Source organism: Streptomyces sp. NPDC003036, from assembly GCF_040611175.1.
In the GTDB taxonomy this organism is placed as follows: domain Bacteria; phylum Actinomycetota; class Actinomycetes; order Streptomycetales; family Streptomycetaceae; genus Streptomyces.
This window is the reverse complement of record NZ_JBEXNO010000003.1, coordinates 81,520-108,053: the sequence shown is the minus strand read 5'-3', so window position 1 is coordinate 108,053 and position 26,534 is coordinate 81,520. Positions and strand designations below refer to the sequence as shown.

The following is a 26,534-nucleotide window of genomic DNA, read 5'->3' as shown; positions in this document are numbered from 1 at the left end:
GCGATTTTCATCCCGCCGGGTGGGCGGGTCCCGTTTCCGGTACCGGAGGCATGGCCTCCTGGGGGACGGCGGGCAGCTGGAAGGTCTTGCCCATCTTCGACGCGGTCGGGTTGAGGTCGCGGTGGACCACCCGGGAGACGGCCTGGATGGTGTTGATGCCGTCGTTCATCGTCTTGTTGTCGTGCGTGAGGACGGTGATCGAGTAGTTCGCGGTGCTGCTGGTGAAGAGGCCGATGCTGTGCACCCGCCAGCCGTGCGTGGCGCGCGACAGCCAGCCGTTCTTGACGTGGACGGTCGTGCCGGCGGGCGCGCCGGCGGGGGTCCCCCAGCGCTGGGAGGAGACGACGTTCCGCATGAGCTTGCGGATGTAGGAGCGGGAGCTGTCGGTCAGGACGGTGTTCTTCACGGTGACCAGGTCGAGCAGCTTGCGCTGGTCGCGGGCGGTGATCTGGGTGAGGCCCCAGTAGCCGCCGGAGCCGGGCACGGTCTGGGTCATGCCGGCGGCCCGCAGGAAGCCGTTGATCTTCGCCACGCCGAGCTGCTTCCACAGGGTGCTGGTGGAGGCGTTGTCCGACTTGGTGATCATGGCCGTGGTCAGGTTCACCTCGCGCTGGGTCAGCCCGCGGCCCTGCTTGCCCGCGTCCCACAGCAGGGCCGCGAGGACGGTCGTCTTCACGATGCTCGCCGAGTCGAACTTCTGCGTCGCGCGGAGCTCGCAGTGCGTGTTGGTGGTGCGGTCGTGCACGGCGACGGCCGTCATGGACGCGCGGCCCTTGAGGGCCGCGGCGATGTCCTGCGACAGCTTGGCGGCCAGTCCGGACTTGCCGGACGTGCACGTCACGGCCGGGGGCGCGGCGCTCGCGGGCGTCGCCGTGGCGACGACGGGCAGCAGCACCCCGAGGGCGAGGGCGGCGCGGAGCGCGCCGCGCCGGGGATGGCGGAGTATGGAGGTCACGCCTTTCCAGACGCGTGACGGGCCGGAAAGTTGTACGCGACGCTGAAGGCGCTGTGCGTGGTCGGCACGGGCCGGGAGAACCGCGGCCCCTCACGCGCCGGGCGTGACGGGCTCCGTGAGGTGCGTCGGCGCGAACATCCGCAGCAGTGCCGGCAGGACGACCACCGAGGGGCCGGGCGTGGCGAGGGACGCGGCGAGGTCCTCGCGCAGGGCGTCCGGTGTCGTGCGGACGGCCGGGACGCCGAAGGACCCGGCGAGGGCGACGAAGTCGGGGCGGGTCAGCTCCGTGCCGGTGGCCCGGCCGAAGGCGTCCGTCATGTACTCGCGCAGGATGCCGTAGCCGCCGTCGTCGACGATGAGCCAGGTGACGTCGAGGCCGTACTGCTGCGCCGTCGCGAGCTCGGCGAGGGAGTACATGGCGCCCCCGTCGCCGGAGACGGCCAGGACCGGGGTGGTCGGGTCGGCGACCGCCGCCCCGAGCGCCGCCGGGAAGGCGTAGCCGAGGCCGCCCGCGCCCTGGGCGGAGTGCATGGTGTTGGGGCGGCGGGCGTCGAAGGCGGACCAGGCCCAGTAGGCGAGGACCGTCATGTCCCAGAAGCTGGGCGCGTCGTCCGGCAGGGCCTCGCGTACGGCGCCGAGGACCCGCTGCTCCAGGGTCAGGTCCTGGGCCGCGAGCCGGCCTCGCACCTTGCCCAGCACCGTACGGACGCGCTCGGCGGCCGTGTCGTCCTCGCGCGGCGGAACCGCCTCCAGCGTCTCCAGCAGGGCGGAGAGCGCGAGCCGCGCGTCGGCGTGGATGCCCAGGGCCGGGTGGTTGGACTCCAGCTTGCCCAGGTCGGCCTCGATCTGGACGACCCGGCCGCGCGGGGCGAACGTGTGGTAGTTCGAGGACAGTTCGCCGAGCCCGGAGCCGACGACCAGCAGGACGTCCGCGTCCTCGAGGAAGTCCGTCATGTGGCGGTCCTCCAGCCAGGACTGGAGGGACAGCGGGTGCTGCCACGGGAAGGCGCCCTTGCCGCCGAAGGTCGTCACCACCGGCGCCTGGAGCCGCTCCGCCAGGGCCCGCAGCTTGCCGGACGCGTCGGAGCGTACGACCCCGCCGCCCGCGATGATCGCCGGGCGCTCGGCGTGCGCCAGCAGGTGCGCGGCGACGGCCGTGAGCTCCGGGCGGGGCACCAGCTCGTCGGGGAAGGCGTCCGGGGCGGTGACGACCGGCAGGGAGGTCTCGGCGAGCAGCACGTCCTGCGGGATCTCCACCCAGACCGGCCCGTGCGGCACGGTCAGCGCGGAGCGCCACGCGTCGGCGACCGCCGACGGGATCTGCGAGGCGGTACGGACCGTGTGCACCGACTTCACGACGTCGCGGAACGACGCCTGCTGGTCGCGCAGCTCGTGCAGATGCCCGCGGCGGCCCCCGCCCAGCCCGCCGACCGGCACCTGGCTGGCGATGGCGACCACGGGCGCGCTGGCCGCTGCGGCCTCCTGGAGCGCCGCGAGCGACATCAGGGCGCCCGGCCCGGTCGACAGCAGGAGCGGCGCGGCCTCGCCGGTGATCCTGCCGTACGCGTCGGCGGCGAAGCCCGCGTTGCTCTCCGTGCGCAGGCCCACGTACCGGAGCGTCGAACGGCCCACCGCGTCGAAGAGCGCCAGCGCGTGCTGGCCCGGCAGACCGAAGACCGTGGTGGCCCCCAGCCCGGCCAGCGTCTCCACGACGAGATCGCCGCCCGTGCGGCCCGCCGGGGGGTTGAGGGCGGCGGCCGTCTGCGCGGCGGTGGGCCTCAGCACCAGGTCGTGGTCGTGCGTCACGCGTCGTTCCTTTGCGAGGGCTCGGTTCGGCTCCGGCCCAGTCTCCCCGACACGGCCCGGACGCCCCGACCCGACCCGGGGGGAGGCGGGGGCGGGGCGTCCGGAGATTCGTCAGGCGCGGGCCGCGGCGATCTGGCGGGACATGATCGTGGTCAGCTCGTACGCCGTGTGCGAGGCGGCGACCGAGGTGATCTCGGCGTGGTCGTACGCCGGGGCGACCTCGACGACGTCGGCCGAGACGAGGTTGCAGGAGGCCAGGCCGCGCAGGATCTCCAGCAGCTCGCGGGAGGTCATGCCGCCCGCCTCCGGGGTGCCGGTGCCGGGGGCGTGGGCCGGGTCGAGGCAGTCGATGTCGATGGAGATGTACAGCGGGCGGTCGCCGATGCGCTGGCGCAGCTGGTCGGCGATCTCGTCGGCGCCGCGCCGGTAGACGTCGGCGGAGGTGACGATGCCGAAGCCCATCTTCTCGTCGTCGGTCAGGTCCTGCTTGCCGTACAGCGGGCCGCGGGTACCCACGTGGGAGAGCGCCTCGGTGTCGAGGATGCCCTCCTCGACGGCCCGGCGGAACGGCGTGCCGTGCGTGTACTCGGCGCCGAAGTAGGTGTCCCAGGTGTCGAGGTGGGCGTCGAAGTGGAGCAGGGCGACGGGGCCGTGCTTCTTGGCGACCGAGCGCAGCAGGGGCAGCGCGATGGTGTGGTCGCCGCCCAGCGTCATGAGGCGGGCGCCGGTGCCGAGCAGCTCGTCGGCGGCGGCCTCGACCGTCTCGACGGCCTCGTTGATGTTGAAGGGGTTCACAGCGATGTCGCCGCCGTCCGCGACCTGCGCGAGCGCGAAGGGGGAGGCGTCCTGCGCCGGGTTGTACGGGCGCAGCAGGCGCGAGGCCTCACGGATGGCGTTGCCGCCGAAGCGGGCGCCGGGGCGGTACGACACGCCGGAGTCGAAGGGCACGCCGATGACGGCGACGTCGGCGGTGCCGACCTCGTCGAGCCGCGGCAGCCGCGCGAACGTCGCGGGTCCGGCGTACCGCGGGATGCGGGACGAGTCGATGGGGCCGCGCGGCGTCTCGGGGGTGCTGCTGGTCATGTCGGTCGCCTTCTGCCTTCTGTTCGGACGTTCGGAGCTTCGGACGTTCGGATTTCGTACTCCTGGACCCGACAGTAGGTGGCTGGGAAGTCCGACAGAAGTGTACGTTTCCTCCACTACCCCACTTCCTGATGGAGCAAGTGTCCATGTCCGAGGCGAAGCCGACCCCGCCCGGCCCGGTCATCCCCCTGTCGGCGCTCCTCGCCCGCGAGAACCTGGGCCTGCGGCTGATCGCCGGGTCTCCGGAGGTGGAGATCCACTGGGTGCACACCTCCGAGATGGCCGACCCGTATCCGTACCTGCTCGGCGGCGAGCTGCTGCTGACGGCGGGTGTGCAGCTGACGGATCCGGAGCGGTACGTCGCGCGCGTGGTCGCGGCGGGCGCGGCGGCGCTCGGCTTCGGTGTGACGCCGGTCTACGACACGGTGCCGGACGCCCTGGTCGCGGCCTGCGCCCGGCATGGGCTGCCGCTGCTGGAGGTGCCGCCGAGGACGCCGTTCGCGGCGGTGGGGCGCGCGGTGTGGCGGCTCATGGCGCAGGCGCGCCACCACGAGCTGCGGCGCGTGACGGAGGCGCAGCAGTCGCTCGCGACCGCGGCGGCGCGGCCGGACCCGGTACCGGCGGTGCTGCACGCGCTGGCGTCCCGGCTGTCGGGCCGGGCCGCCCTGTACGCGCCGGACGGCACGGAGTACGCGGCGGCCGGGCGGCCCGTGGAGCCGGAGACCCGGGAGGCCCTGGAACGCCTGGCCGGGGTGCTCCGGGCCGGGCGCGGGACCGGGAGCCGGGCCGCCTCCGCGACCGACACCTCGGGCGGCGTCCACCTCGCGGCGTACGCGCTCGGCGGCGACCTGCGCCTGACGCTGGGGCTCGCCGCCCCGCGCCGCGAGCCCGGGGACCACACGATCGCGGGCGTCGCGGTGGTCCTGCTGTCGCTGCTGACCGCGCCGCACCAGGGCGCCGACGAGGCCGCGCGCTCCACCGCCCTGGTGCGCCTGCTGCTGGGGGCCGCGCCCGCCGACGTGGCTCCGCTGCTCGGCGAGGCCCCGTGGACCGTGGTGCACGCGCGCGGCGAGGGCCCGCCGCCCCCGCTGGGCACGCCGCTGCTGGACCTCGGGGAGCCGGGTGCCGTACGGGCCCTGCTGCCCGCCGGACGGGAGCCGGCGCCGCACCCGGGCTGGACGCTCGGAGTCAGCGCCCCGGCCGCCCCCGACGGGCTCGGTGAGGCGGACCTCCAGGCGGCCCGCGCCCTGCGCCGCGCCGAGGCCGGGCACGTACCGCTGGCGCGCCACCACCGGGAGGCGGGCCTGGCCGGGCTGGTGGCGCCCGAGGAGGCGGCCGCGTACGCCCGTACCGTCCTCGCCCCGCTCGCGGAGCCCCTGACCGAGACCCTGCGGGTGTGGCTGTCGCTGCACGGCAGCTGGGACCGTACGGCCACGGCGCTCGGGGTGCACCGCAACACCGTCCGGCAGCGGATCGCGCGGTGCGCGGCGCTGCTCGACGCGGACCTGGACGACGCGGAGGTGCGGATGGAGCTGTGGTTCGCGTTGCGGTGGCACTGAGTCGTTGTGACATGAACGACCCTGGACAGCCGCTATGACTGCCCGGTAACTTCCTCTGAGCAAGCGCTTAGCCAGACCGTACCCAGGACACAGGAGGCGTCGGTGCGCCGTACCGTATTCAACGAGGACCACGAGGCGTTCCGGGAGACCATCCGCGCCTTCATCGAGTCCGAGGTCGTCCCCGTCTACGACGAGTGGTTCGCGGCCGGCCAGGCGCCCCGCGACTTCTACTACAAGCTCGGCGAGCTGGGCGTCTTCGGCATCAACGTCCCCGAGGAGTTCGGCGGCGCGGGCCTGGACACGCACAAGTTCGAGGCCGTGATGTACGAGGAGACGGCGCGCGCGGGCGTGCAGTTCGGCGGCTCGGGCGTGCACGTCCTGCTCGCCCTCCCCTACATCAAGATGCTCGCCTCCGACGAGCAGAAGAAGCGCTACCTGCCGAAGTTCGTCACCGGCGAGGAGATGTGGGCGCTGGCGATGACCGAGCCGGGCACCGGCTCCGACGTCGCGGGCATGAAGACCACCGCCAAGCTCTCCGAGGACGGCACGCACTACGTCCTCAACGGCGCCAAGACCTTCATCACCGGCGGTGTGCACGCGGACCGCGTGATCGTCTGCGCCCGCACCTCCGCCCCCACCGCCGAGGACCGCCGCTTCGGCATCTCGCTCTTCGCGGTGGACACCAAGTCCGAGGGCTACTCGGTGGGCCGCAAGCTGGACAAGCTGGGCCTGAAGACCTCCGACACCGCCGAGCTGGCCTTCGTCGACGTCAAGGTCCCGGTCGAGGACCTCCTCGGCGAGGAGGGCAAGGGGTTCTCCTACCTCGGCCACAACCTGGCCTCCGAGCGCTGGGGCATCGCCTTCGGCGCGTACGCGCAGGCCGCCGCGGCCATCCGGTTCGCCCAGCAGTACGTCACCGACCGCACGGTCTTCGGCAAGCCGGTCGCGTCCTTCCAGAACACCAAGTTCGAGCTGGCCGCCTGCCAGGCCGAGGTGGACGCCGCGCAGGCGGTCGCCGACCGCGCCCTGGAGGCCCTGGACGCCGGCGAGCTGACCCCGGCCGAGGCCGCGAGCGCCAAGCTGTTCTGCACCGAGGTCGCCCACCGCGTCATCGACCGCTGCCTCCAGCTGCACGGCGGCTACGGCTACATGAACGAGTACCCGATCGCCCGCCTGTACGCCGACAACCGCGTCAACCGCATCTACGGCGGCACCAGCGAGATCATGAAGACCATCATCGCCAAGTCGATGGGCCTGTAAGCCAGGTGACGGAAGCGCTCGACTCCCTGCTCGATCTGCTCGACCTGGAGCGGATCGAGCAGGACATCTTCCGCGGCGAGTCCCGGTCGGCCCTCGTCCCGCGCGTGTTCGGCGGCCAGGTCGCCGCGCAGGCGCTGGTCGCGGCCGGCCGGACCGTCCCGGAGGACCGGCTCGCCCACTCGCTCCATGCGTACTTCCTGCGCCCCGGTGACCCGGGCGCGCCGATCGTCTACACCGTGGACCGCATCCGCGACGGCCGCTCCTTCACCACGCGGCGGGTCGTCGCCGTCCAGCACGGCCAGCCGATCTTCCACCTCTCGGCGTCGTTCCAGACGTACGAGGAGGGCCTCGACCACCAGGCGGCCATGCCGCCCGCGCCGGACCCCGAGACCCTCCCGACGGCCGCCGAGATCCTGCCGCGCCATCTCCCGGCCCCGGTCGCCGAGCGCCTGATCGAGGCCCGCGCGGCGGTCGACCTCCGGTACGCCGACACCCCGCCCTGGGGCAGCGTCGGCGAGCCGCGCGAGCCCCGGTCGCAGGTCTGGTTCCGCACCAACGGCAAGCTCGCCGACGACCCGCTGCTGCACGTCTGCCTCGCGACGTACGTCTCCGACATGACGCTGCTGGACTCGGTGCTCCTCGCCCACGGCCGCGGCGGCTGGGCGGTCGGCGACGTGGTGGGCGCGTCCCTGGACCACGCGATGTGGTTCCACCGCCCCTTCCGCGCCGACGACTGGCTCCTCTACGACCAGGAGTCCCCGTCCTCCGCGGGCGGCCGCGGCCTGGGCCAGGCCCGCATCTGGACGCGGGACGGCCGCCTCGCGATCTCGGTCATCCAGGAGGGCGTGGTGCGGGTGCCGCGGGGGTGAGGCGGTGGCGCGGTGCGTTCCGTCCCGGCGCGCGCGACCGGTCAGCCCACTCTGTGGGTGGCGCCCCGGGCACCCTGTGACGCCGGGGCGCGGTCAGACCAGCCCCGCCGCCCCCAGCAGGTACTCCGTCATCGGCTCGTAGAAGCGCGGGTCGAGGACGTGGTCGTCGAGCGGGATCGTGACCTGCATGGTGCCCTCCGCCTCGCCGATGAAGAGGGCGGGGTCGTTGCAGTCCGCGTACCCGATGGAGTCGATGCCGCGCTGGCCGGCCCGTCCCGCCCAGCCGTGGTCGGCGACGACGAGGTCGGGCTGTACGTCGAGCCGGTCCAGGATGGCGTTCATCGGCTCCGGCGAGTGCGTGTGCCACAGGCTCGCGCCGCGCTCGAAGACGGCGACGTCCGCGAACTGCACGACGTACCCCTCGTCGGCCGTGAGGCCGCCCGGGATCCGCACGATGTCGCAGCCGGCGGCCCGCAGCGCCGCCGCGGTCCTGCTGTGGACGTCGAGCAGCGACCCGGGGTGCCCGGTCGCGAACAGCACCCGCTGCTTGCCGGCGGCGGCCTTGCGCAGCCGGGCCGCCATCCGGTCGAGCCCGTCGACGGTGAGCTCGGGATCGATGGTGTCCTGCCCGGCCCGGTGCGACGGGTCATCGTTCACCCCGCACCGCTCGGCCATGACGGCGAGCACGTCCTGCTCGTCCGTCCACCGGTCGCCGAGCTCCAGCCCGAGCCAGTAGTGGCGGTCGCCGTTCGCGAGCTTGCGGTAGTGGGAGAGGTTGTTGTCGCGGGGCGTGGCGACGTCTCCCGCGATGCGGGTACGGACGAGGTGCTCGACGAGGGCGGCGCGGCTGGGTATCGGCATGGCCCCCATTGTGCCGTCAGGCACGGCCGGAAGGCCCGCCGTCCCGCATGCCGGAGCGCCGCGGCGGCCCGCCCAGCGTCACCGTGCGCAGCACCCACTCCACGGGGCCCTGGGCGAAACGCCGCAGCAGGCGGGAGCTGAGGAACAGCTGCGCCGCGTACAGGGCGAGGCCCGCCGCGACGGCGACGGCCGCCCCCACCCGGCCGTACAGGGCGAGCCCGTACCCGGTGAAGACCAGCGCCATGACCAGTGACTGGGACAGGTAGTTGGTGAGCGCCATGCGGCCCGCGGGCGCGAGCAGCGCGGCCACCCGGGCGCCGCGGGGCGTGCCGAACCACAGCATCAGCGCGCTCACGTAGGCGGCGGTGAGCGCCGGGGCGGCGGCCATGCCCAGGGCGAAGCACAGGAGCTCCCAGCGTTCCGGCAGGGGTGCGACGGTGCCCGCGGCCATGAGGAGCCCGCCCGGTACGCCCACGGCGAGACCGAGGGCGCGCGTGCGCCGCAGCCGGTCCGGGGTGACGACGCCGCCCGTGAGCAGCTGCCGCTTGCCCGCCCCGCAGCCCACCAGGAAGGCCGCGATGACCGAACCGCCCGCGAGTAGCAGCGCGCCCAGGGCGTCGGGCCAGGTGGCGAGGTTGGCGGCGATGACGTCGCCGGCGTCGCCGCGTATGCCGTCGGCGAGCCGGGCGGCTTCCCGGGCGGCGTCGGCCGCGGCCGACGGGTCGGGGGTGAACGTGGCGGCGACCAGCAGGCCCACGAGGAGCAGCAGGACCAGGGGGACGGCGAAGAACCAGCGCGCGGCCCGCCACAGCCGCTCGGCGGGCGCCTTGCGCGCGACGAGCAGGACGAGCCCCAGCACGGCGTACATGGTGAGGATGTCGCCGTTGTACAGCAGCGCCATGTGCGCGGCGCCCAGGAGCAGCAGTCCGGCCAGCCGGCGCAGCATCCGGGGGACGAAGGCGGCGCCCGCCCGCCGTGCCGACTCCATCTGGAGGGTGAAGCTGTATCCGAAGAGGAAGGAGAAGAGCAGGTAGAACTTGGTCTCGACGAGGGCGGTGACCAGCCAGTGGGCGACGAGGTCGGCGCCGGACCGGGCCGGGTCGACCGCCGTGGGGCCGAAGGTGCCCGACATCACCAGGATGTTCGCCAGGGCGATGCCGCCGAGTGCGAAGCCGCGCAGCGCGTCCACTTCCAGGACGCGCCTCCGTCCGGTGTCCCCCTGCCGCGTGTCGGGCTGGGCACCGGCCGCCGCCTGCTCCTGCGTCACGTAACGTCACGTCCCCGTCGTCCGATGGCGTCAACTCCGGTGACGAGCATGTCAGTCGGGGGTGGCGGGGGCATCACACCTGGGCAGGACCGCCGCTTCCGCCGCTCCGACCTGGGGTGGAGATACGGCTCCGACTCCCGGCAGGCCCCCCTACCCCCCGGCCCCTCAGTCCTCCGGCTCCCAGCGCAGCAGGTCCCCCGGCTGGCAGTCGAGCGCCTCGCAGAGTGCGGCGAGCGTGGCGAAGCGGACGGCCTTGGCGCGGCCGTTCTTGAGGACCGCCAGATTGGCGGGGGTGATGCCGACGCGTTCGGCGAGCTCGCCCACGGACATCTTCCGCTTCGCCAGCATCACGTCGATGTCGACGGTGATCGGCATCAGATCACCTCGGCCAGCTCGGCCTGCATCCGCGTCGCCTGGGCGAGCAGCATCCGCAGGACGAGCACGACGAGCGCGACCCCCAGGACCGCCAGGCTGGCCCCGCAGATGAGGAGCACGATCCCCGGTGCGACGGCCTCGCCCGGCGCCAGGACGACCGCGAGGGCGAACACCAGCAGGGCGGCCGCCACGAAGGCGCCGGTCACGACGTCCACGTACCGGAAGGCGGCGTGGGAGAACACCGTCCCGCGCCGCACCATCGTCACCAGGCGCCACACGCAGACCAGGACGACCTGGAACGCCACGACCCCCAGGAACATGATCGCGAGGAGCGGGGCCCGCAGGTACGCGTACTCCGGGGCCAGCTGCCTCAGATCGATGGCCAGCAGCGGCACCATCACCGCCTCCACGAACACCGACCCGGCGAGCAGCACCCCGAGCACGGCGCGCAGCGCGAGCACTGTCAGCTTTCCCATCGCCCCTCCTTCGATCGAATCACGATGGGAATCTATCGAAATTCGATAGGTGAAGGCAAGGGTGCGCGCGAGACCCTCGCCGGGAGGCGCCCGCGCCGGGAGCCGGGTTCAGCCGGTCAGCTCACTCCGCCGGCACCGACGCCAGCGCCCCGAACGCCCCGTGCGCCAGGCGGCGCAGCAGCGACTCCGTCGCCGCGCGGTCCAGGACCGCGCTGCCCGTGGAGGCGGAGCCCAGGTGCGGGGTGGAGTTCAGCAGGCCGAACACCGCGTGGACCGTCGCACGGGCCTCGGCCTCCGGGGGCGCGGGGTACAGGCGGCGCACCACCGCCACCCACAGTTCGACGTACTGGCGCTGGAGCTGGCGCACCCGTTTGCGGTCCGTGTCGCGGAGGCGGTCCAGCTCGCGGTCGTGCAGGGTGATCAGCGGGCGGTCGTCGAGCGCGAAGTCGATGTGGCCGTCGATGAGCGCGCCGAGCAGGTCCTGCGGGTCGCCGTCCGACTCCTCCACGCGCTGCCGGCCGCCGTCGAGCAGCCGCTCGCTGATGCCGACCAGCAGCTCCGCGAGCATCGCGTCCTTGCCGGGGAAGTGCCGGTACAGGCCGGGGCCGCTGATGCCGACCGCCGCCCCTATCTCGTCGACGCCCACGCCGTGGAAGCCGCGCTCGGCGAAGAGGCGGGCGGCCTCCTTGAGGATCTGTTCGCGGCGCGTCGGGGCGTCGGTCCTGGTGCTCATGGATTGATTCTAGACAAGGCGGTTAGCGGTCGTTAACCTGAAGCCCATACGTTAACGCTCATTAACTGGGGGCATGATGCAGCAGGCACCCGTGCTGACCAGCGCGGCTGATCCCGCCTCCGCGGCCTGGCAGGCCAACGAGGCCGCGCACCAGGAGCTCGTGGAGGATCTGCGCGCCCGGCTGGCGGCCGCGCGGCTGGGCGGTGGCGAGAAGGCCCGGGCGCGGCACACCGCGCGGGGCAAGCTGCTGCCGCGCGAGCGGGTCGACACCCTGCTGGATCCCGGTTCGCCGTTCCTGGAGCTGGCGCCGCTGGCGGCGAACGGCATGTACGACGACCAGGCTCCGGCCGCGGGCGTCATCGCCGGGATCGGGCGGGTCAGCGGCCGCGAAGTGGTGGTCGTCGCCAACGACGCCACCGTCAAGGGCGGCACGTACTACCCGATGACGGTGAAGAAGCACCTGCGCGCGCAGGAGGTGGCGCTCGAGAACCGGCTGCCCTGCGTGTACCTGGTGGACTCCGGCGGGGCCTTCCTGCCGATGCAGGACGAGGTGTTCCCGGACCGCGAGCACTTCGGGCGCATCTTCTTCAACCAGGCCCGCATGTCGGGCGCGGGGATCCCGCAGATCGCCGCCGTCCTCGGCTCCTGCACGGCCGGCGGGGCGTACGTCCCCGCGATGAGCGACGAGGCCGTGATCGTACGGAACCAGGGCACGATCTTCCTGGGCGGCCCGCCGCTGGTGAAGGCCGCGACCGGCGAGGTCGTGACGGCGGAGGAGCTGGGCGGTGGCGAGGTCCACTCCCGGGTCTCCGGAGTGACCGACCACCTCGCGGAGGACGACGCGCACGCGCTGCGGATCGTGCGGAACATCGTCTCCACGCTCCCTGCCCGGGGTCCGCTGCCGTGGTCGGTGGAGCCGGTCGAGGAGCCCAAGATCGATCCGTACGGGCTGTACGGCGCGGTGCCGGTGGATTCGCGCACCCCGTACGACGCCCGGGAGATCATCGCGCGGATCGTCGACGGGTCGCGGTTCCAGGAATTCAAGGCGGAGTTCGGGCAGACGCTGGTGACCGGGTTCGCCCGGATCCACGGTCACCCGGTCGGGATCGTCGCCAACAACGGCATCCTCTTCGCCGAGTCCGCGCAGAAGGGCGCCCACTTCATCGAGCTGTGCGACCAGCGCGGCATCCCGCTGCTGTTCCTCCAGAACATCTCCGGCTTCATGGTCGGCCGGGATTATGAAGCGGGCGGCATCGCCAAGCACGGCGCCAAGATGGTCACCGCCGTCGCCTGTACGCGCGTACCGAAGCTGACCGTGGTCGTCGGTGGCTCCTACGGCGCGGGCAACTACTCGATGTGCGGCCGGGCCTACTCCCCCCGCTTCCTGTGGATGTGGCCGAACGCCAAGATCTCCGTCATGGGCGGCGAGCAGGCCGCCTCCGTCCTCGCCACGGTCAAGCGCGACCAGCTGGAGGCGCGCGGCGAGCAGTGGCCCGCCGAGGACGAGGACGCGTTCAAGGACCCGATCCGCGCCCAGTACGAGCGGCAGGGCAACGCCTACTACGCGACGGCCCGGCTCTGGGACGACGGCGTGATCGACCCGCTGGAGACCCGGCAGGTGCTGGGTCTGGCCCTGACCGCCTGCGCCAACGCGCCTCTGGGTGACCCCCAGTTCGGCGTCTTCCGGATGTGAGGGACTGATGTTCACGACTGTTCTGGTCGCCAACCGGGGCGAGATCGCGGTCCGCGTCATCCGTACGCTGCGGGCCCTGGGCATCCGCTCGGTCGCCGTCTTCAGCGACGCGGACGCCGACGCCCGCCACGTACGGGAGGCCGACACGGCCGTACGGATCGGCCCGCCCGCCGCCACCGACAGCTATCTCCGCGTCGACCGGCTCCTGGAGGCCGCCGCCCGCACCGGCGCGCAGGCCGTCCACCCCGGGTACGGCTTCCTCGCCGAGAACGCCGCCTTCGCCCAGGCCTGCGAGGACGCGGGACTCGTCTTCATCGGGCCCCCGGCCCAGGCCATCGCCCTGATGGGCGACAAGATCCGCGCCAAGGAGACCGTGAAGGCCGCCGGCGTGCCGGTCGTGCCCGGCTCCTCGGGCAGCGGGCTGAGTGACGAGGAACTGGCCGCCGCCGCACGCGAGATCGGCATGCCCGTGCTGCTCAAGCCCTCGGCGGGCGGCGGCGGCAAGGGCATGCGCCTCACGCGGGTCGAATCGGCCCTGCTGGACGAGATCGCGGCCGCCCGGCGCGAGGCCCGCGCCTCCTTCGGCGACGACACGCTTCTCGTCGAGCGGTGGATCGACCGGCCCCGCCACATCGAGATCCAGGTCCTGGCCGACGGCCACGGCAACGTCGTCCACCTCGGTGAGCGCGAGTGCTCCCTCCAGCGCCGCCACCAGAAGATCATCGAGGAAGCGCCGTCCGTCCTGCTGGACGACAAGACGCGTGCGGCGATGGGCGAGGCGGCCGTCCAGGCGGCCCGCTCCTGCGGCTACCGGGGCGCGGGCACCGTCGAGTTCATCGTCCCGGGCGGGGACCCGTCTTCTTACTACTTCATGGAGATGAACACCCGCCTCCAGGTCGAGCACCCGGTCACCGAGCTGATCACGGGCCTGGACCTGGTGGAGTGGCAGCTGCGCGTCGCCGCCGGTGAGCCGCTGCCCTTCACCCAGGACGACATCACCCTCACCGGGCACTCCATCGAGGCCCGCCTCTGCGCGGAGGACCCCTCCCGGGGCTTCCTCCCCTCCGGCGGCACCATCCTCGCCCTGCGCGAGCCGACCGGCGAGGGCGTCCGGACCGACTCCGGCCTCAGCCAGGGCACCGAGGTCTCCAGCCTCTACGACCCCATGCTCGCCAAGGTCATCGTCCACGCCCCCGACCGCCCCACGGCCCTGCGCAAACTCCGCGCCGCCCTCGCCGACACCGTCACCCTCGGCGTCCCGACCAACGCCGGGTTCCTGCGCCGCCTGCTCGCGCACCCGGACGTCGTCTCGGGTGACCTCGACACCGGTTTGGTCGAGCGTGACGTGGACACCCTCGTCCCCGACGGCGTCCCGGAAGAGGTCTACGAAGCCGCCGCGGCCGTACGGGAAGCCGCGCTCGCTCCCCGCCCCGACACCGCCACCGGCTGGACCGACCCGTTCGACGTGCCCAGCGGCTGGCGCCTCGGCGGGCAGCCCGCGCCCCTGACGCACTGGCTGCGCGTAGCGGGACTCGAACCCGTTGCCCACCACACCCGGGGCACGGCCCGCGTCACGGACGACCGCGTCACCGTCACCCTCGACGGTCTGACCCACACCTTCCACCGCGCGGGCACCTGGCTCGGCCGCGACGGCGACAGCTGGAACGTCCTGGACCACGACCCCGTCGAAGCGTCCCTCAGCCGCGCCGCCCACTCCGGCGCCGACTCGCTCACCGCACCCATGCCGGGCACGGTCACCGTCGTCAAGGTCGCCGTCGGGGACGAGGTCACCGCCGGGCAGGGCCTCGTCGTCGTCGAGGCGATGAAGATGGAACACGTCATCTCCGCCCCGCACGACGGCACCGTCGCCGAGCTCGACGTCACGCCCGGCACCACCGTCGCCATGGACCAGGTACTGGCCGTCGTGGTCCCCAAGGAGGAGGCGCAGGCATGACCGAAGGACTTCCCATGACCGTCCCCGCGCCCGGGCTGCCCGCCCGCGTCCGGATCCACGAGGTCGGCCCGCGCGACGGTTTGCAGAACGAACAGGGCACCGTCCCCACCGAGGTGAAGGCCGAGTTCATCCGGCGCCTCGCCGCCGCCGGGTTCACCACCATCGAGGCCACCAGTTTCGTGCACCCCAAGTGGGTGCCCCAACTCGCCGACGCCGAGCAGCTGTTCCCGCTCGTCCGCGCCACCGGCGTACGCCTGCCCGTGCTCGTGCCGAACGAACGCGGGCTGGACCGGGCGCTGGCGCTCGGGGCCCGGGACGTCGCTGTGTTCGCCAGCGCCACCGAGTCCTTCGCGAAGGCCAACCTCAACCGCACGGTCGACGAGTCGCTCGACATGTTCGCGCCGGTCGTCACCCGCGCCATAGAGGCGGGCCTGTCCGTGCGCGGCTACCTCTCCATGTGCTTCGGCGACCCGTGGGAGGGCCCCGTCCCCGTCGAGCAGGTCGTCCGGGTCGCCCGCCGCCTGAAGGACATGGGCTGCGACGAGCTGAGCCTGGGCGACACCATCGGCGTGGCCACCCCCGGGCACGTCCAGCGGCTCCTCACGGCACTGAACGAGGCGCAGATCCCCACCAGCGCGCTCGCCGTGCACTTCCACGACACCTACGGCCAGGCCCTGGCCAACACGCTGGCCGCGCTCCAGCACGGCGTGACGACGGTCGACGCCTCGGCGGGCGGCCTCGGCGGCTGCCCGTACGCCAAGTCCGCCACCGGCAACCTCGCCACCGAAGACCTCGTGTGGATGCTCCACGGCCTCGGCATCGAGACCGGGGTCGACCTCGGCCTGCTCACCGCCACCAGCGTGTGGCTGGCCGGACACCTGGGCCGCCCGAGCCCCTCCCGTACCGTCCGCGCCCTCGCCGGCGCGGCCTCCCACAAGGAGTGACCGACCCATGTCCCTGGACCACCGGCTCTCACCGGAACACGAGGAACTGCGCCGTACCGTCGAGGAGTTCGCCCACGAGGTCGTCGCCCCGAAGATCGGGGACTTCTACGAGCGCCACGAGTTCCCGTACGAGATCGTCCGCGAGATGGGGCAGATGGGCCTGTTCGGCCTGCCCTTCCCCGAGGAGTACGGCGGCATGGGCGGCGACTACCTCGCGCTCGGCATCGCGCTCGAGGAGCTGGCGCGCGTCGACTCGTCCGTCGCCATCACCCTGGAGGCGGGCGTCTCGCTCGGCGCGATGCCGGTCTACCGCTTCGGCACCGAGGAGCAGAAGCGGGAGTGGCTGCCGCGCATGTGCAGCGGCGAGATCCTGGGCGCGTTCGGGCTGACGGAGCCGGAGTGCGGCTCGGACGCGGGCGGCACCCGCACCACGGCCGTGCGCGACGGCGACGAGTGGGTCATCAACGGCAGCAAGTGCTTCATCACCAACTCCGGTACGGACATCACCGGCCTGGTCACGGTCACCGCCGTCACCGGCCGCACGCCCGAGGGCAAGCCGCTGATCTCCTCGATCATCGTCCCGTCCGGCACGCCGGGCTTCACGGTCGCCGCGCCCTACTCCAAGGTCGGCTGGAACGCCTCGGACACCCGCGAGCTGTCCTTCTCCGACGTCCGCGTCCCGGCGGCGAACCTGCTGGGCGAGGAGGGCCGCGGGTACGCGCAGTTCCTGCGCATCCTCGACGAGGGCCGGATCGCCATCTCGGCGCTCGCCACCGGCCTCGCGCAGGGCTGTGTGGACGAGTCGGTGAAGTACGCCAAGGAGCGCCGGGCGTTCGGGCGGCCCATCGGCGACAACCAGGCCATCCAGTTCAAGCTCGCCGACATGGAGATGCGGGCGCACATGGCCCGGATCGGCTGGCGCGACGCCGCCTCGCGGCTCGTACACGGCGAGCCGTTCAAGAAGGAGGCGGCGCTGGCGAAGCTGTACTCGTCGACGGTCGCGGTGGACAACGCCCGGGAGGCCACCCAGATCCACGGCGGCTACGGCTTCATGAACGAGTATCCGGTCGCGCGCATGTGGCGGGACTCGAAGATCCTGGAGATCGGCGAGGGCACGAGCGAGGTGCAGCGCATGCTGATCGCCCGGGAGCTGGGCCTGTCCGCCTGAGCGGCCCGGACTCCGCCTGACGTCGTAGCCTGGCCCCTCGGCAGAACACCGGGGGGCACAGGTGAATGTGGCGTACGCGGTCCACACCATCGGCGTACTGGCGATCCCGATCGGCTTCGTGGCCCTGATCATCTGGATCGTCGTCAGGGTCACGTCCGGCAACCGCTGGGCGCGTGCGGCGGTCTTCCTGGCGCTGGGCACGGGGCTGCTCTTCCTCTGGGGCCTGGGCAGCATGTTCGTGCTGGACGTCGAGGAGACCTGCACGCTGTCGCGGGGTCAGGAGTACGCGCCCGAAGAGACCGGCGCGCAAACGCTGTTGCCGATGTCGTACAAGTGCAACGCGTCGTACGACCTGGTGCCGGGCTATGTGAATCCGGGCCTCGCGGTGGGGGCGGTGGGCACCGTGGTGTGCACGGTGCTGGCGGTGCGTCACACGTGGCGCCGGATAGCGCGCGAGCGCCGTGTGGCGGGGGCCACTCTGGACAACGGCTGAGGTTAGGCTAACCTACCCTCGAAGTTGCCCGGTGGCCGAAAACGGCCGTACGAAAGCGAACCCGCCATGCCCAGCACCGCCCGAGCCACCCATCTCACCCGTCGCGGCCTGCTCGCCGCAGGCGGTGCCCTCGGGCTCGGCGCCGCGCTCGTGGCCTGCGGCGGCAAGGACGAGAAGAAAGACGGCGGCAAGGACTCCGGTTCCGCCGCCGCCAAGTCCGGCCCCTTCACCTTCAAGGACGACCGCGGCGAGAGCGTCGAGCTGAAGTCCGCCCCGAAGAACATCGTCGCCTTCACCGGCATGGCCGCCGCCCTTCACGACTTCGGCATCGAGGTCAAGGGCGTCTTCGGCCCGACGTACGTCGAGGACCCGAAGACCAAGAAGCGCACGCCCGACGTCCAGGCCGGCGACCTCGACATCAACAAGGTCGAGATCATCGGCAACGTCTACGGCGAGTTCAACGTCGAGGCGTACCTCAAGCTCCAGCCCGAGGTGCTCATCACCGACATGTGGGACAAGGGCCAGCTCTGGTACGTGCCGGACGAGAAGAAGGACCAGATCCTCAAGATCGCGCCGAGCGTCGCCCTGTGGGCGGCCGACGCCACCATGCCCAAGGTGCTCCAGCGCCACGTCGAACTGGCCGAGGCGCTCGGCGCCGACGTCAAGGCGAAGAAGATCCAGGACGAGAAGGCCCGCTTCGAGAAGGCGGCCGCGCGGCTGCGGGCGGCCGCCAAGGCCAAGCCGGAGATCAAGGTCCTGATCGGTTCGGCCGCCGCCGACACGTTCTACGTCTCCGACCCGGCCCGTCCGTCGGACACGCTCTACTTCAAGGAGCTCGGCGTCACGCTGGTCACGCCCACCAAGCTGGACGAGGGCGGCTGGTTCCAGAGCCTCAGCTGGGAGGAGGTCGACACGTACAAGGCCGACATCATCCTCCTGGACAACCGTTCCTCCGCGCTCCAGCCCGAGGCCCTCAAGGCGAAGCCGACCTGGGCGCAGCTGCCCGCCGTCAAGGCCGGCCAGGTCGTGCCGCGCGTGACCGAGCCCGTCTACTCGTACGGCAAGTGCGCCCCCATCCTGGAGGCGCTCGCCCAGGCGCTCGAGAACGCCAAGAAGGTGGCCTGACCCGATGACGACAGCCGAGTCCGCCACCGTTCCGTTCCGCTTCTTCGCCCTGCGGGTCGCCCGGACCAGGCGGCTCGGCCCGTCGCTCGTCCGCGTCACCTTCACGGGGGTGCCGGAAGACGCGCTGAAAGGTTTCGCCTCCGGCGGCCGCGACCAGTCGCTCTCGCTCTTCCTGCCGCACCCCGGCCAGCCCGAGCCCGTCCTGCCGCCGCTGGACACCGAGGACCTGTACGCGGTCCTCGGCGCCTGGCGGGCCATGGACGACGACGTACGGGCCGTCATGCGCTCGTACACCGTGCGGGAGCAGCGCCGGAACCCGGACGAGGTCGACATCGACTTCGCCCTCCACGAGGATGGCGGCCCGGCGTGCCGCTGGGCCCAGCAGGCCTCCGAGGGTGACCGCGTGGTCGTCCTCGGCCCCGCCGTCGCCGACAACACCGGGGTGCGCTTCCGGCTCCCGGAGGACGCCGACGAGGTGCTGATCTGGGGCGACGAGACGGCCCTGCCGGCCGCCTCCGCCATCCTGGAGTCCCTGCCGGCCGGCCTGCCGGCCCGGGTCTGGCTCGAAGTGCCGTACGCCGCCGACCGCCTGGAGCTGTCGACGGAGGCGGACGCGACCGTCACCTGGCTCGTACGGGAGGAGGGCGCGCCCGCCGCCGTCGACGCCGTGCGCGCCGCGGACCTGTCCGGCTCGTCCCCGTACGCCTGGATCGCGGGCGAGTCGGGTTCGGTGAAGGCGCTGCGCCGCCACCTGGTGAACGAGCGCCACATCGACCGCCGCCGCGTGACGTTCGTCGGCTACTGGCGCAAGGGCATGAGCGAGGACGCGCTGCGCGAGACCCCGGAGACCTCCGAGGACGAGGCGTAGAGCCCGCTCACCCCGCCACGGCGGCTTGCGTCCGGGGGGCATCCCGTCCCCGGGAAGGCGCAGGCCGCCGTGGCGTAGCACGCCCACGCGTCGCTGTGGCCCTTGAGACCCCTGAGACCCCTGTGGCCATTGGTATTTGAACTTAGGTTAGGCTAACCTTACTAACCACACGGCCCCTCGCCCCTCCTGTCCCCTGAGGGCCGATCAAGTCCCCGCACCCGGGAGGACATTCCATGCGCTCGCACCTGCTCAATGACGCTACCGCCGAGCAGTACCGGCGTTCCGTCACCGAAGGAGTCGAGCGGGTGGCGAACCGACTCGCCTCCACCCGGCGGCCGTTCACCGGCGTCACGCCGGACGAGCTGGCCCCGCTGATCGCGGCGGTCGACCTCGACCAGCCGCTCGGCGACGCCACCGCCGCCCTCGACGAGCTGGAGAGCGTCTACCTCCGCGACGCCGTCTACTTCCACCACCCCCGCTACCTGGGGCACCTCAACTGCCCGGTGGTCATCCCGGCCGTCCTCGGCGAAGCCGTCCTCTCGGCCGTCAACTCCTCCCTCGACACCTGGGACCAGAGCGCCGGCGGCACCCTCATCGAGCGCAAGCTCATCGACTGGACCAACGGCCGCATCGGCCTCGGCCCCGCCGCCGACGGCGTCTTCACCAGCGGTGGTTCGCAGTCCAACCTCCAGGCCCTGCTCCTCGCCCGCGAGGAGGCCAAGACGGACGACCTGGCTGCCTTGCGCGTCTTCACCTCCGAGTGCAGCCACTTCAGCGTCCAGAAGTCGGCCAAGCTGCTCGGCCTCTCCCCGCAGGCCGTCGTGGCCATCCCGACCGACCGCGACAAGCGCATGCAGTCGGTCGCCCTCGCCGCGGAGCTGGAGCTGTGCGCCGCCCAGGGCCTGACGCCCATGGCGATCGTCGCCACCGCCGGCACCACCGACTTCGGCTCCATCGACCCGCTCCCCGAGATCGCGGAACTGGCCGCCCAGTACGGCGCCTGGATGCACGTCGACGCCGCGTACGGCTGCGGCCTGCTGGCCTCGCCCACCCGCCGCCGGCTCCTCGACGGCATCGAGCGCGCCGACTCGGTCACGGTCGACTACCACAAGTCCTTCTTCCAGCCGGTCAGTTCCTCGGCCCTGCTGGTACGGGACGGGGCCACCCTGCGCCACGCGACGTACCACGCGGAGTACCTCAACCCGCGGCGCACCGTCGAGGAGAGGATCCCGAACCAGGTCGACAAGTCGCTCCAGACGACCCGCCGCTTCGACGCGCTGAAGCTGTGGATGACGCTGCGCGTCATGGGCGCCGACGGTGTGGGGCAGCTCTTCGACGAGGTCTGCGACCTGGCCGCCGCCGGCTGGGACCTGCTCGCCGCCGACCCGCGCTACGACGTCGTCGTCGAGCCGTCGCTGTCGACCCTGGTCTTCCGCTACATCCCGGACGCCGTCACCTCCCCCACGGAGATCGACCGCGCCAACCTCTACGCCCGCAAGGCGCTGTTCGCCTCGGGCGAGGCCGTTGTCGCCGGTACGAAGGTCGACGGCCGCCAGTACCTGAAGTTCACCCTGCTCAACCCCGAGACGACCGTGCACGACATCGCCGCCGTCCTCGACCTGATCGCCGGCCACGCCGAGCAGTACCTTGGAGAGAACCTTGTCCACGCCTCGTGACATCCACGACTTCATCGGTATCGGACTGGGTCCGTTCAACCTCGGCCTCGCCTGCCTCACCGAGCCGATCGACGAGCTGAACGGCGTCTTCCTGGAGTCGAAGCCGGACTTCGAGTGGCACGCGGGGATGTTCCTGGAGGGCGCCCACCTCCAGACGCCCTTCATGTCGGACCTGGTCACCCTCGCCGACCCGACGTCGCCGTACTCCTTCCTCCAGTACCTCAAGGAGAAGGGCCGGCTGTACTCGTTCTACATCCGCGAGAACTTCTACCCGCTGCGCACCGAGTACAACGACTACTGCCGCTGGGCCGCCGCCAAGCTGAGCAGCATCCGGTTCGACACCACGGTGACGACGGTCGAGTACGACGACGAGGCCGGCCTCTACACGGTCCGCACCGAGGGCGGCGAAACGTTCCGCTCCCCCCGCCTCGTCCTGGGCACCGGCACCCCGCCGTACATCCCGGAGTCCTGCCGGGGCCTCGGCGGCGACTTCATCCACAACTCGCGCTACCTGCCGAACAAGGAAGCCCTGCAGAAGAAGAAGTCGATCACGCTCGTCGGCAGCGGCCAGAGCGCCGCCGAGATCTACTACGACCTGCTGAGCGAGATCGACGTCCACGGCTACCGGCTGAACTGGGTCACCCGCTCCCCGCGCTTCTTCCCGCTGGAGTACACCAAGCTCACGCTGGAGATGACGTCCCCGGACTACATCGACTACTTCCACGCCCTGCCGGAGAGCACCCGCTACCGCCTGGAGGCGCAGCAGAAGGGCCTGTTCAAGGGCATCGACGGCGAGCTCATCGACGCGATCTTCGACCTGCTGTACCAGAAGAACCTCGGCGGCCCGGTCCAGACCCGCCTGCTCACCAACGCGTCGCTGAACTCGGCGGCGTACGAGAACGGCACGTACACCCTGGGCCTGCGCCAGGAGGAGCAGGGCAAGGACTTCGAGCTGGAGACCGAGGGCCTGATCCTGGCCACCGGCTACAAGTACGTCACCCCCGCCTTCCTGGAGCCGGTCAAGGACCGCATCCGCTGGGACGGGCAGGGCCGCTTCGACGTCGCCCGCAACTACTCCATCGACACGACCGGCCGCGGCATCTTCCTCCAGAACGCCGGCGTGCACACCCACTCGATCACCAGCCCCGACCTGGGCATGGGCGCCTACCGCAACGCGTACATCATCGGCGAGCTGCTGGGCTCCGAGTACTACCCCATCGAGAAGTCCATCGCGTTCCAGGAGTTCGCCGTATGAGCACCACCAGCACCATCAGCACCGCCCGGTCGGTCGGGAGCTTCTCCTTCCGGCCGCTCGACCCCCTCGCCGACGCCGAGCTCGTGCACGGCTGGGTCACCCACCCCAAGGCGGCCTTCTGGCTGATGGCCGAGCACTCCGTCGCGGACGTGCGGCGCGACTACGCGGCCATCGCGGCCCACCCGCACCACGACGCCTTCATCGGCCTCCACGACGGCGAGCCCGCCTTCCTCATGGAGCGGTACGACCCCTCGAAGGTCGAGCTGGTCGGGCTGTACGACGCCCAGCCCGGTGACGTCGGCATGCATTTCCTCGTCGCCCCGAGCGACACCCGGATCCACGGCTTCACCCGCGCCGTCATCACCGCCGTGATGGCGGAGCTCTTCCGCGACCCGGCGACCGCGCGGGTCATCGTCGAGCCCGACGTCCGCAACAAGGCCGTCCACGCGCTCAACGAGGCCGTCGGCTTCGAGATCGTCGAGAAGATAGCCAAGCCGGAGAAGGACGCCTACCTGAGCGTGTGCACCCGCGAGCGCTTCTTGAAGAGTCGCAGCCACGCCGCCGTGGGAGCCGCCCGATGAGCACCACGCACCCCATGAACCCCGTCGCGCACCTCACCCCCGAGCGCTGGGCCCTGGCCAACCGCCTCCTCATCCGCAAGGGCCTCGCCGAGTTCACCCACGAGCGCCTGCTCACCCCCGAGCCTCTCGGCGAGGACCGCTACCGCGTCCTCACCGACGACGGCACGGCCGAGTACCGCTTCACCGCCCGCCGCTACGCCCTGGACCACTGGCAGGTGGACGCCGACTCCATCAGCCGCCACCAGGACGGCGAGGAGCTCCCGCTCGACGCGCTGCGCTTCATCATCGAGCTGCGCGGCTCGCTCGGCCTGAGCGACGAGATCCTCCCGGTCTACCTGGAGGAGATCTCCTCCACCCTCTCCGGCACGGCGTACAAGTCCGCCAAGCCGCAGGTCCCGGCCGCCGAGCTCGCCAAGGCCGACTTCCAGGCCGTCGAGACCGGCATGACCGAGGGCCACCCCTGCTTCGTCGCCAACAACGGCCGGCTCGGCTTCGGCATCGACGAGTACCACGCGTACGCGCCGGAGGCCGCGAGCCCGCTGCAGCTGGTGTGGCTGGCCGCGCGCCGCGACCGCACCACCTTCACGGCGGGCGCGGGCATCGACTACGAGACCTTCGTCCGCGCCGAGCTGGGCGACGCGGCCGTCGACGGCTTCGCCAAGACCCTCGCCGACCTGGGCCTGGACTTCGCCGACTACCTGCTGGTGCCGGTGCACCCCTGGCAGTGGTGGAACAAGCTGTCCGTCACCTTCGCCGCCGAGATCGCCCAGCAGCGGCTGGTCTTCCTCGGCGAGGGCGACGACCGCTATCTGGCCCAGCAGTCGATCCGCACCTTCTTCAACACCAGCGACCCGGCCAAGCACTACGTGAAGACGGCCATCTCCGTCCTCAACATGGGCTTCATGCGCGGCCTGTCCGCCGCGTACATGGAGGCCACCCCGGCCATCAACGACTGGCTGGCGAACCTCATCGCCGGGGACGACACCCTCCGGTCCGTGAACTTCTCGATCATCCGCGAGCGCGCGGCGGTCGGCTACCGGCACCTGGAGTACGAGGCCGCCACCGACCGGTACTCGCCGTACCGCAAGATGCTCGCCGCGCTGTGGCGCGAGAGCCCGGTGCCGACCATCGCCGAGGGCCAGCGCCTCGCCACCATGGCGTCGCTGCTCCACGTCGACCACGCGGGCGCGTCGTTCGCGGGCGCGCTCATCGCCGAGTCGGGGCTCACGCCGACCGCGTGGCTGCGCCGCTACCTTGACGCGTACCTGCTGCCGATCCTGCACACCTTCTACGCGTACGACCTCGCGTGGATGCCGCACGGCGAGAACGTCATCCTCGTCATCGAGGGCGGCACGGTCCAGCGCGCGATCTTCAAGGACATCGCCGAGGAGATCGTGGTGATGGACCCGGACGCGGTGCTGCCGCCGGCGGTCGAGCGCATCCGGGTGGACGTGCCGGACGACACGAAGCTGCTGTCCGTCTTCACGGACGTCTTCGACTGCTTCTTCCGCTTCCTGGGCGCCACGCTCGCGAGCGAGGGCGTCCTGGACGAGGACGACTTCTGGCGCACGGTCGCCGAGTGCGTGAAGGCGTACCAGGCGTCGAAGCCGGAGCTGGCGGAGAAGTTCGCGCAGTACGACGTCTTCGCGGACGAGTTCACGCTGTCCTGCCTGAACCGCCTTCAGCTGCGCAACAACAAGCAGATGGTGGACCTGGCGGACCCGTCCGCCGCGCTGCAGTTCGTCGGCACGCTGAAGAACCCGATCGCGCGGTTCGCGTAACCGCGCCCACGCGATCCGGCCGGGGCGCTGAACGGAGTACGGTCCTCCGCTCGGCGCCCCGGCTCCTTTCCTACCGCGTCCGCCACTCCACCTGCGGCGACCGGTGGAAGTCGACGCCCAGCGCCTCCAGCCGCGGCCCCTGTCCCGCCAGCCGCTGCCGGTACGCCTCCCAGTCGTGCGAGGCGCCCGGCGACCAGCCCAGCTCCGCCGCGCCCAGCACGCGCGGGAAGGCCATCTGGTCGATGTGCGCGCTCGACGCGATGGTCTCCGTCCACAGCGGCGCCTCGACGCCCGCGACGGCGGCCGGCGGGACCCCCGGCAGGTAGGTGCCCGGGTCCCAGTCGTAGGAGCGCCGCACCTCGACGTACCCGGCCCAGGACAGGCCCAGCGGGGTGTCCTTGGTGTACTTCATGTCGAGGTAAAGCCGGTCGGCGGGCGACAGGACGATCCCGGTCCCGTTCCGCGCGGCGGCCGCCACCCGCGCCTTCTCGGCGTCGCTCGTCCGGTCCAGGCCCCAGTACTGCGCGAGCGCGCCCTTCGCCGGGACGGCGCCGGTCAGCTGGTGCCAGCCGATGACGGTCTTGCCGTACTTCCCCACGATCGCCTGCGTCCGGTCCATGAAGGCGACGTAGTCCGCGTGGCCGGTGGAGTGGGCCTCGTCGCCGCCGATGTGGACGTAGCGGCCCGGGGTGAGCGCGGCGAGCTCGCGGATCACGTCGTCCACGAAGTCGTACGTGACCTCCTTGCCGACGCAGAGGCTGCTGAAGCCGACGGCCGTGCCCGTGTAGAGGGGCGGGGCGACGCCGTCGCAGTTCAGCTCGGCGTACGAGGCGAGGGCGGCGTTGGTGTGGCCCGGCATGTCGATCTCGGGGACCACCTCCAGGTGGCGGGAGGCGGCGTACGCGACGATCTCCCGGTACTGCGCCTTGGTGTAGTGGCCGCCGGGCCCGCCGCCGACCTGCGTGGAGCCGCCGTAGGCCGCGAGGCGCGGCCAGGAGTCGACGGCGATGCGCCAGCCCTGGTCGTCGGAGAGGTGCAGGTGCAGCTTGTTGATCTTGTAGAGGGCGAGCTGGTCGAGGTAGCGCTTGACCTGCTCCACGGTGAAGAAGTGCCGGGAGACGTCGAGCATGGCGCCCCGGTACGCGTACCGGGGCGTGTCGACGATCGTGCCGCCCGCGACCGTCCAGGGCCCCGGCTGTCGCGTCTCCCTCTCCACGGCCGCCGGGAGCTGCTGGCGGAGCGTCTGCACGCCGCGGAAGAGCCCGGCGGGCGTGCGCGCGGTGAGGACGACGCCCTGGCGCCCGGACTCCATCCGGTAGCCCTCCTCCCCCAGCGCCTGCTCGCCCCGGCTCAGCCGCAGCCGGATGCCGTCGCGCCCCTCGCCGTCGTCGTCGGTGACGGGCAGCGCGTACCCGGTGGACGGCCGCAGCACCTCCGCGAGGTACGCGGCGACGCGCAGCGCCTCGGGCGAGCCGTCGTCCGCGTGGACGCGGGTGCGGGCCGTGAGGGTGTACGGGCCGCCCGAGGGGCGTACGGAGGCGGGTACGGGCACGATGTCGCCGAGCGGCCGCGCGGCGGGCGCGGCGCTGGCGGCTCCGCCGGGCGCGGCCCCTGCCCCGGCGACTGCGGCGGCCATGACGAGCAGCAGCGGGCCGAGGAGCCGGAGGCGGGGGAGGGAGCGGGAAAAGGTTCTGTGCTGTCTCACGAGCTGGTCCCTTCGACGGGGGTCGCAACCGTGGAGCCGGGCAACCG

The 26,534-nt window shown here is 72.1% G+C and carries 23 protein-coding genes; 14 read left to right on the top strand and 9 right to left on the bottom strand.

Translation table 11 applies throughout. From position 1 onward, the window contains the following. Positions 1–7 precede the first annotated feature (7 nt). The 3 genes from ABZX67_RS03365 to speB all read right to left on the bottom strand — a co-directional run bounded on the left by ABZX67_RS03365 (position 8) and on the right by speB (position 3,844). Entirely contained in the window at positions 8–895 is an 888-nt protein-coding gene (locus ABZX67_RS03365; RefSeq protein WP_355354102.1) for a serine hydrolase, read from the bottom strand. A 150-nt stretch (positions 896–1,045) separates the two neighbouring features. Further along, positions 1,046–2,761 carry a thiamine pyrophosphate-binding protein gene (locus ABZX67_RS03360; protein ID WP_355353733.1) on the bottom strand — a complete coding sequence of 572 codons (1,716 nt, stop codon included), beginning with the start codon at positions 2,759–2,761 and terminating at the stop codon, positions 1,046–1,048. 111 nt (positions 2,762–2,872) lie between these two features. Continuing rightward, positions 2,873–3,844: an agmatinase gene (speB, locus tag ABZX67_RS03355; protein WP_355353730.1), complete on the bottom strand. Its 972-nt coding sequence runs from the start codon at positions 3,842–3,844 to the stop codon at positions 2,873–2,875. A gap of 146 nt (positions 3,845–3,990) precedes the next feature. Between speB and ABZX67_RS03350 the strand changes: the two genes are divergently transcribed. The 3 genes from ABZX67_RS03350 to tesB all read left to right on the top strand — a co-directional run bounded on the left by ABZX67_RS03350 (position 3,991) and on the right by tesB (position 7,532). Continuing rightward, positions 3,991–5,403, top strand: a complete 1,413-nt coding sequence (locus ABZX67_RS03350) for a PucR family transcriptional regulator ligand-binding domain-containing protein (RefSeq protein WP_355353727.1) — start codon at positions 3,991–3,993, stop codon at positions 5,401–5,403. A gap of 102 nt (positions 5,404–5,505) precedes the next feature. After that, complete coding sequence (locus ABZX67_RS03345; protein WP_355353724.1) at positions 5,506–6,663, top strand: acyl-CoA dehydrogenase family protein; 1,158 nt, start codon at positions 5,506–5,508, stop codon at positions 6,661–6,663. 5 nt (positions 6,664–6,668) lie between these two features. Next, complete coding sequence (gene tesB, locus ABZX67_RS03340) at positions 6,669–7,532, top strand: acyl-CoA thioesterase II (RefSeq protein ID WP_355353721.1); 864 nt, start codon at positions 6,669–6,671, stop codon at positions 7,530–7,532. A 93-nt stretch (positions 7,533–7,625) separates the two neighbouring features. Here the strand turns inward: tesB and ABZX67_RS03335 are convergent, their stop codons facing one another. The 5 genes from ABZX67_RS03335 to ABZX67_RS03315 all read right to left on the bottom strand — a co-directional run bounded on the left by ABZX67_RS03335 (position 7,626) and on the right by ABZX67_RS03315 (position 11,244). Beyond that, on the bottom strand, positions 7,626–8,393 hold the full coding sequence (locus ABZX67_RS03335; RefSeq protein ID WP_355353718.1) for a phosphatase: 768 nt from the start codon (positions 8,391–8,393) through the stop codon (positions 7,626–7,628). A gap of 16 nt (positions 8,394–8,409) precedes the next feature. After that, entirely contained in the window at positions 8,410–9,660 is a 1,251-nt protein-coding gene (locus ABZX67_RS03330; protein WP_355353715.1) for a DUF418 domain-containing protein, read from the bottom strand. 165 nt (positions 9,661–9,825) lie between these two features. Further along, positions 9,826–10,035, bottom strand: coding sequence for a helix-turn-helix transcriptional regulator (locus ABZX67_RS03325; protein ID WP_355353712.1), 210 nt, complete (start codon positions 10,033–10,035; stop codon positions 9,826–9,828). Continuing rightward, on the bottom strand, positions 10,035–10,511 hold the full coding sequence (locus ABZX67_RS03320; RefSeq protein ID WP_355353709.1) for a DUF2975 domain-containing protein: 477 nt from the start codon (positions 10,509–10,511) through the stop codon (positions 10,035–10,037). Before ABZX67_RS03320 ends, ABZX67_RS03325 begins: the two co-directional genes overlap by 1 nt. A 121-nt stretch (positions 10,512–10,632) precedes the next feature. Continuing rightward, the gene (locus tag ABZX67_RS03315; protein WP_355353706.1) at positions 10,633–11,244 is read right to left on the bottom strand and encodes a TetR/AcrR family transcriptional regulator; all 612 of its coding nucleotides are present in this window, start codon (positions 11,242–11,244) and stop codon (positions 10,633–10,635) included. 76 nt (positions 11,245–11,320) lie between these two features. Here ABZX67_RS03315 and ABZX67_RS03310 point away from each other — a divergent pair, with 76 nt between their 5' ends. From ABZX67_RS03310 to ABZX67_RS03260, 11 genes are all read left to right on the top strand, one after another. After that, complete coding sequence (locus ABZX67_RS03310) at positions 11,321–12,937, top strand: carboxyl transferase domain-containing protein (RefSeq protein ID WP_355354099.1); 1,617 nt, start codon at positions 11,321–11,323, stop codon at positions 12,935–12,937. A gap of 7 nt (positions 12,938–12,944) precedes the next feature. Then, positions 12,945–14,891: an acetyl/propionyl/methylcrotonyl-CoA carboxylase subunit alpha gene (locus tag ABZX67_RS03305; RefSeq protein WP_355353703.1), complete on the top strand. Its 1,947-nt coding sequence runs from the start codon at positions 12,945–12,947 to the stop codon at positions 14,889–14,891. After that, positions 14,888–15,835 (top strand): hydroxymethylglutaryl-CoA lyase, encoded by a 948-nt coding sequence (locus ABZX67_RS03300; protein WP_355353700.1) that lies wholly within the window; start codon positions 14,888–14,890, stop codon positions 15,833–15,835. Before ABZX67_RS03305 ends, ABZX67_RS03300 begins: the two co-directional genes overlap by 4 nt. A 7-nt stretch (positions 15,836–15,842) precedes the next feature. After that, positions 15,843–17,003: an acyl-CoA dehydrogenase family protein gene (locus ABZX67_RS03295; RefSeq protein ID WP_355353697.1), complete on the top strand. Its 1,161-nt coding sequence runs from the start codon at positions 15,843–15,845 to the stop codon at positions 17,001–17,003. Between the two features lie 61 nt (positions 17,004–17,064). Continuing rightward, positions 17,065–17,496, top strand: coding sequence for a hypothetical protein (locus tag ABZX67_RS03290; RefSeq protein WP_355353694.1), 432 nt, complete (start codon positions 17,065–17,067; stop codon positions 17,494–17,496). Between the two features lie 66 nt (positions 17,497–17,562). After that, positions 17,563–18,621, top strand: coding sequence for an ABC transporter substrate-binding protein (locus ABZX67_RS03285; protein WP_355353692.1), 1,059 nt, complete (start codon positions 17,563–17,565; stop codon positions 18,619–18,621). Between the two features lie 4 nt (positions 18,622–18,625). Then, positions 18,626–19,489, top strand: a complete 864-nt coding sequence (locus tag ABZX67_RS03280; RefSeq protein WP_355353689.1) for a siderophore-interacting protein — start codon at positions 18,626–18,628, stop codon at positions 19,487–19,489. Positions 19,490–19,722: 233 nt separating this feature from the next. Then, positions 19,723–21,165: an aspartate aminotransferase family protein gene (locus tag ABZX67_RS03275; protein WP_355353686.1), complete on the top strand. Its 1,443-nt coding sequence runs from the start codon at positions 19,723–19,725 to the stop codon at positions 21,163–21,165. Then, entirely contained in the window at positions 21,149–22,420 is a 1,272-nt protein-coding gene (locus ABZX67_RS03270; RefSeq protein ID WP_355353683.1) for a SidA/IucD/PvdA family monooxygenase, read from the top strand. The genes ABZX67_RS03275 and ABZX67_RS03270 overlap by 17 nt, the downstream gene beginning before the upstream one ends. Continuing rightward, complete coding sequence (locus tag ABZX67_RS03265) at positions 22,417–23,001, top strand: GNAT family N-acetyltransferase (protein ID WP_355353680.1); 585 nt, start codon at positions 22,417–22,419, stop codon at positions 22,999–23,001. Before ABZX67_RS03270 ends, ABZX67_RS03265 begins: the two co-directional genes overlap by 4 nt. After that, positions 22,998–24,782, top strand: coding sequence for an IucA/IucC family siderophore biosynthesis protein (locus ABZX67_RS03260; protein ID WP_355353677.1), 1,785 nt, complete (start codon positions 22,998–23,000; stop codon positions 24,780–24,782). The genes ABZX67_RS03265 and ABZX67_RS03260 overlap by 4 nt, the downstream gene beginning before the upstream one ends. A gap of 70 nt (positions 24,783–24,852) precedes the next feature. Here the strand turns inward: ABZX67_RS03260 and ABZX67_RS03255 are convergent, their stop codons facing one another. Beyond that, the gene (locus tag ABZX67_RS03255; RefSeq protein ID WP_355354097.1) at positions 24,853–26,418 is read right to left on the bottom strand and encodes a beta-N-acetylhexosaminidase; all 1,566 of its coding nucleotides are present in this window, start codon (positions 26,416–26,418) and stop codon (positions 24,853–24,855) included. Positions 26,419–26,534 lie beyond the last annotated feature (116 nt).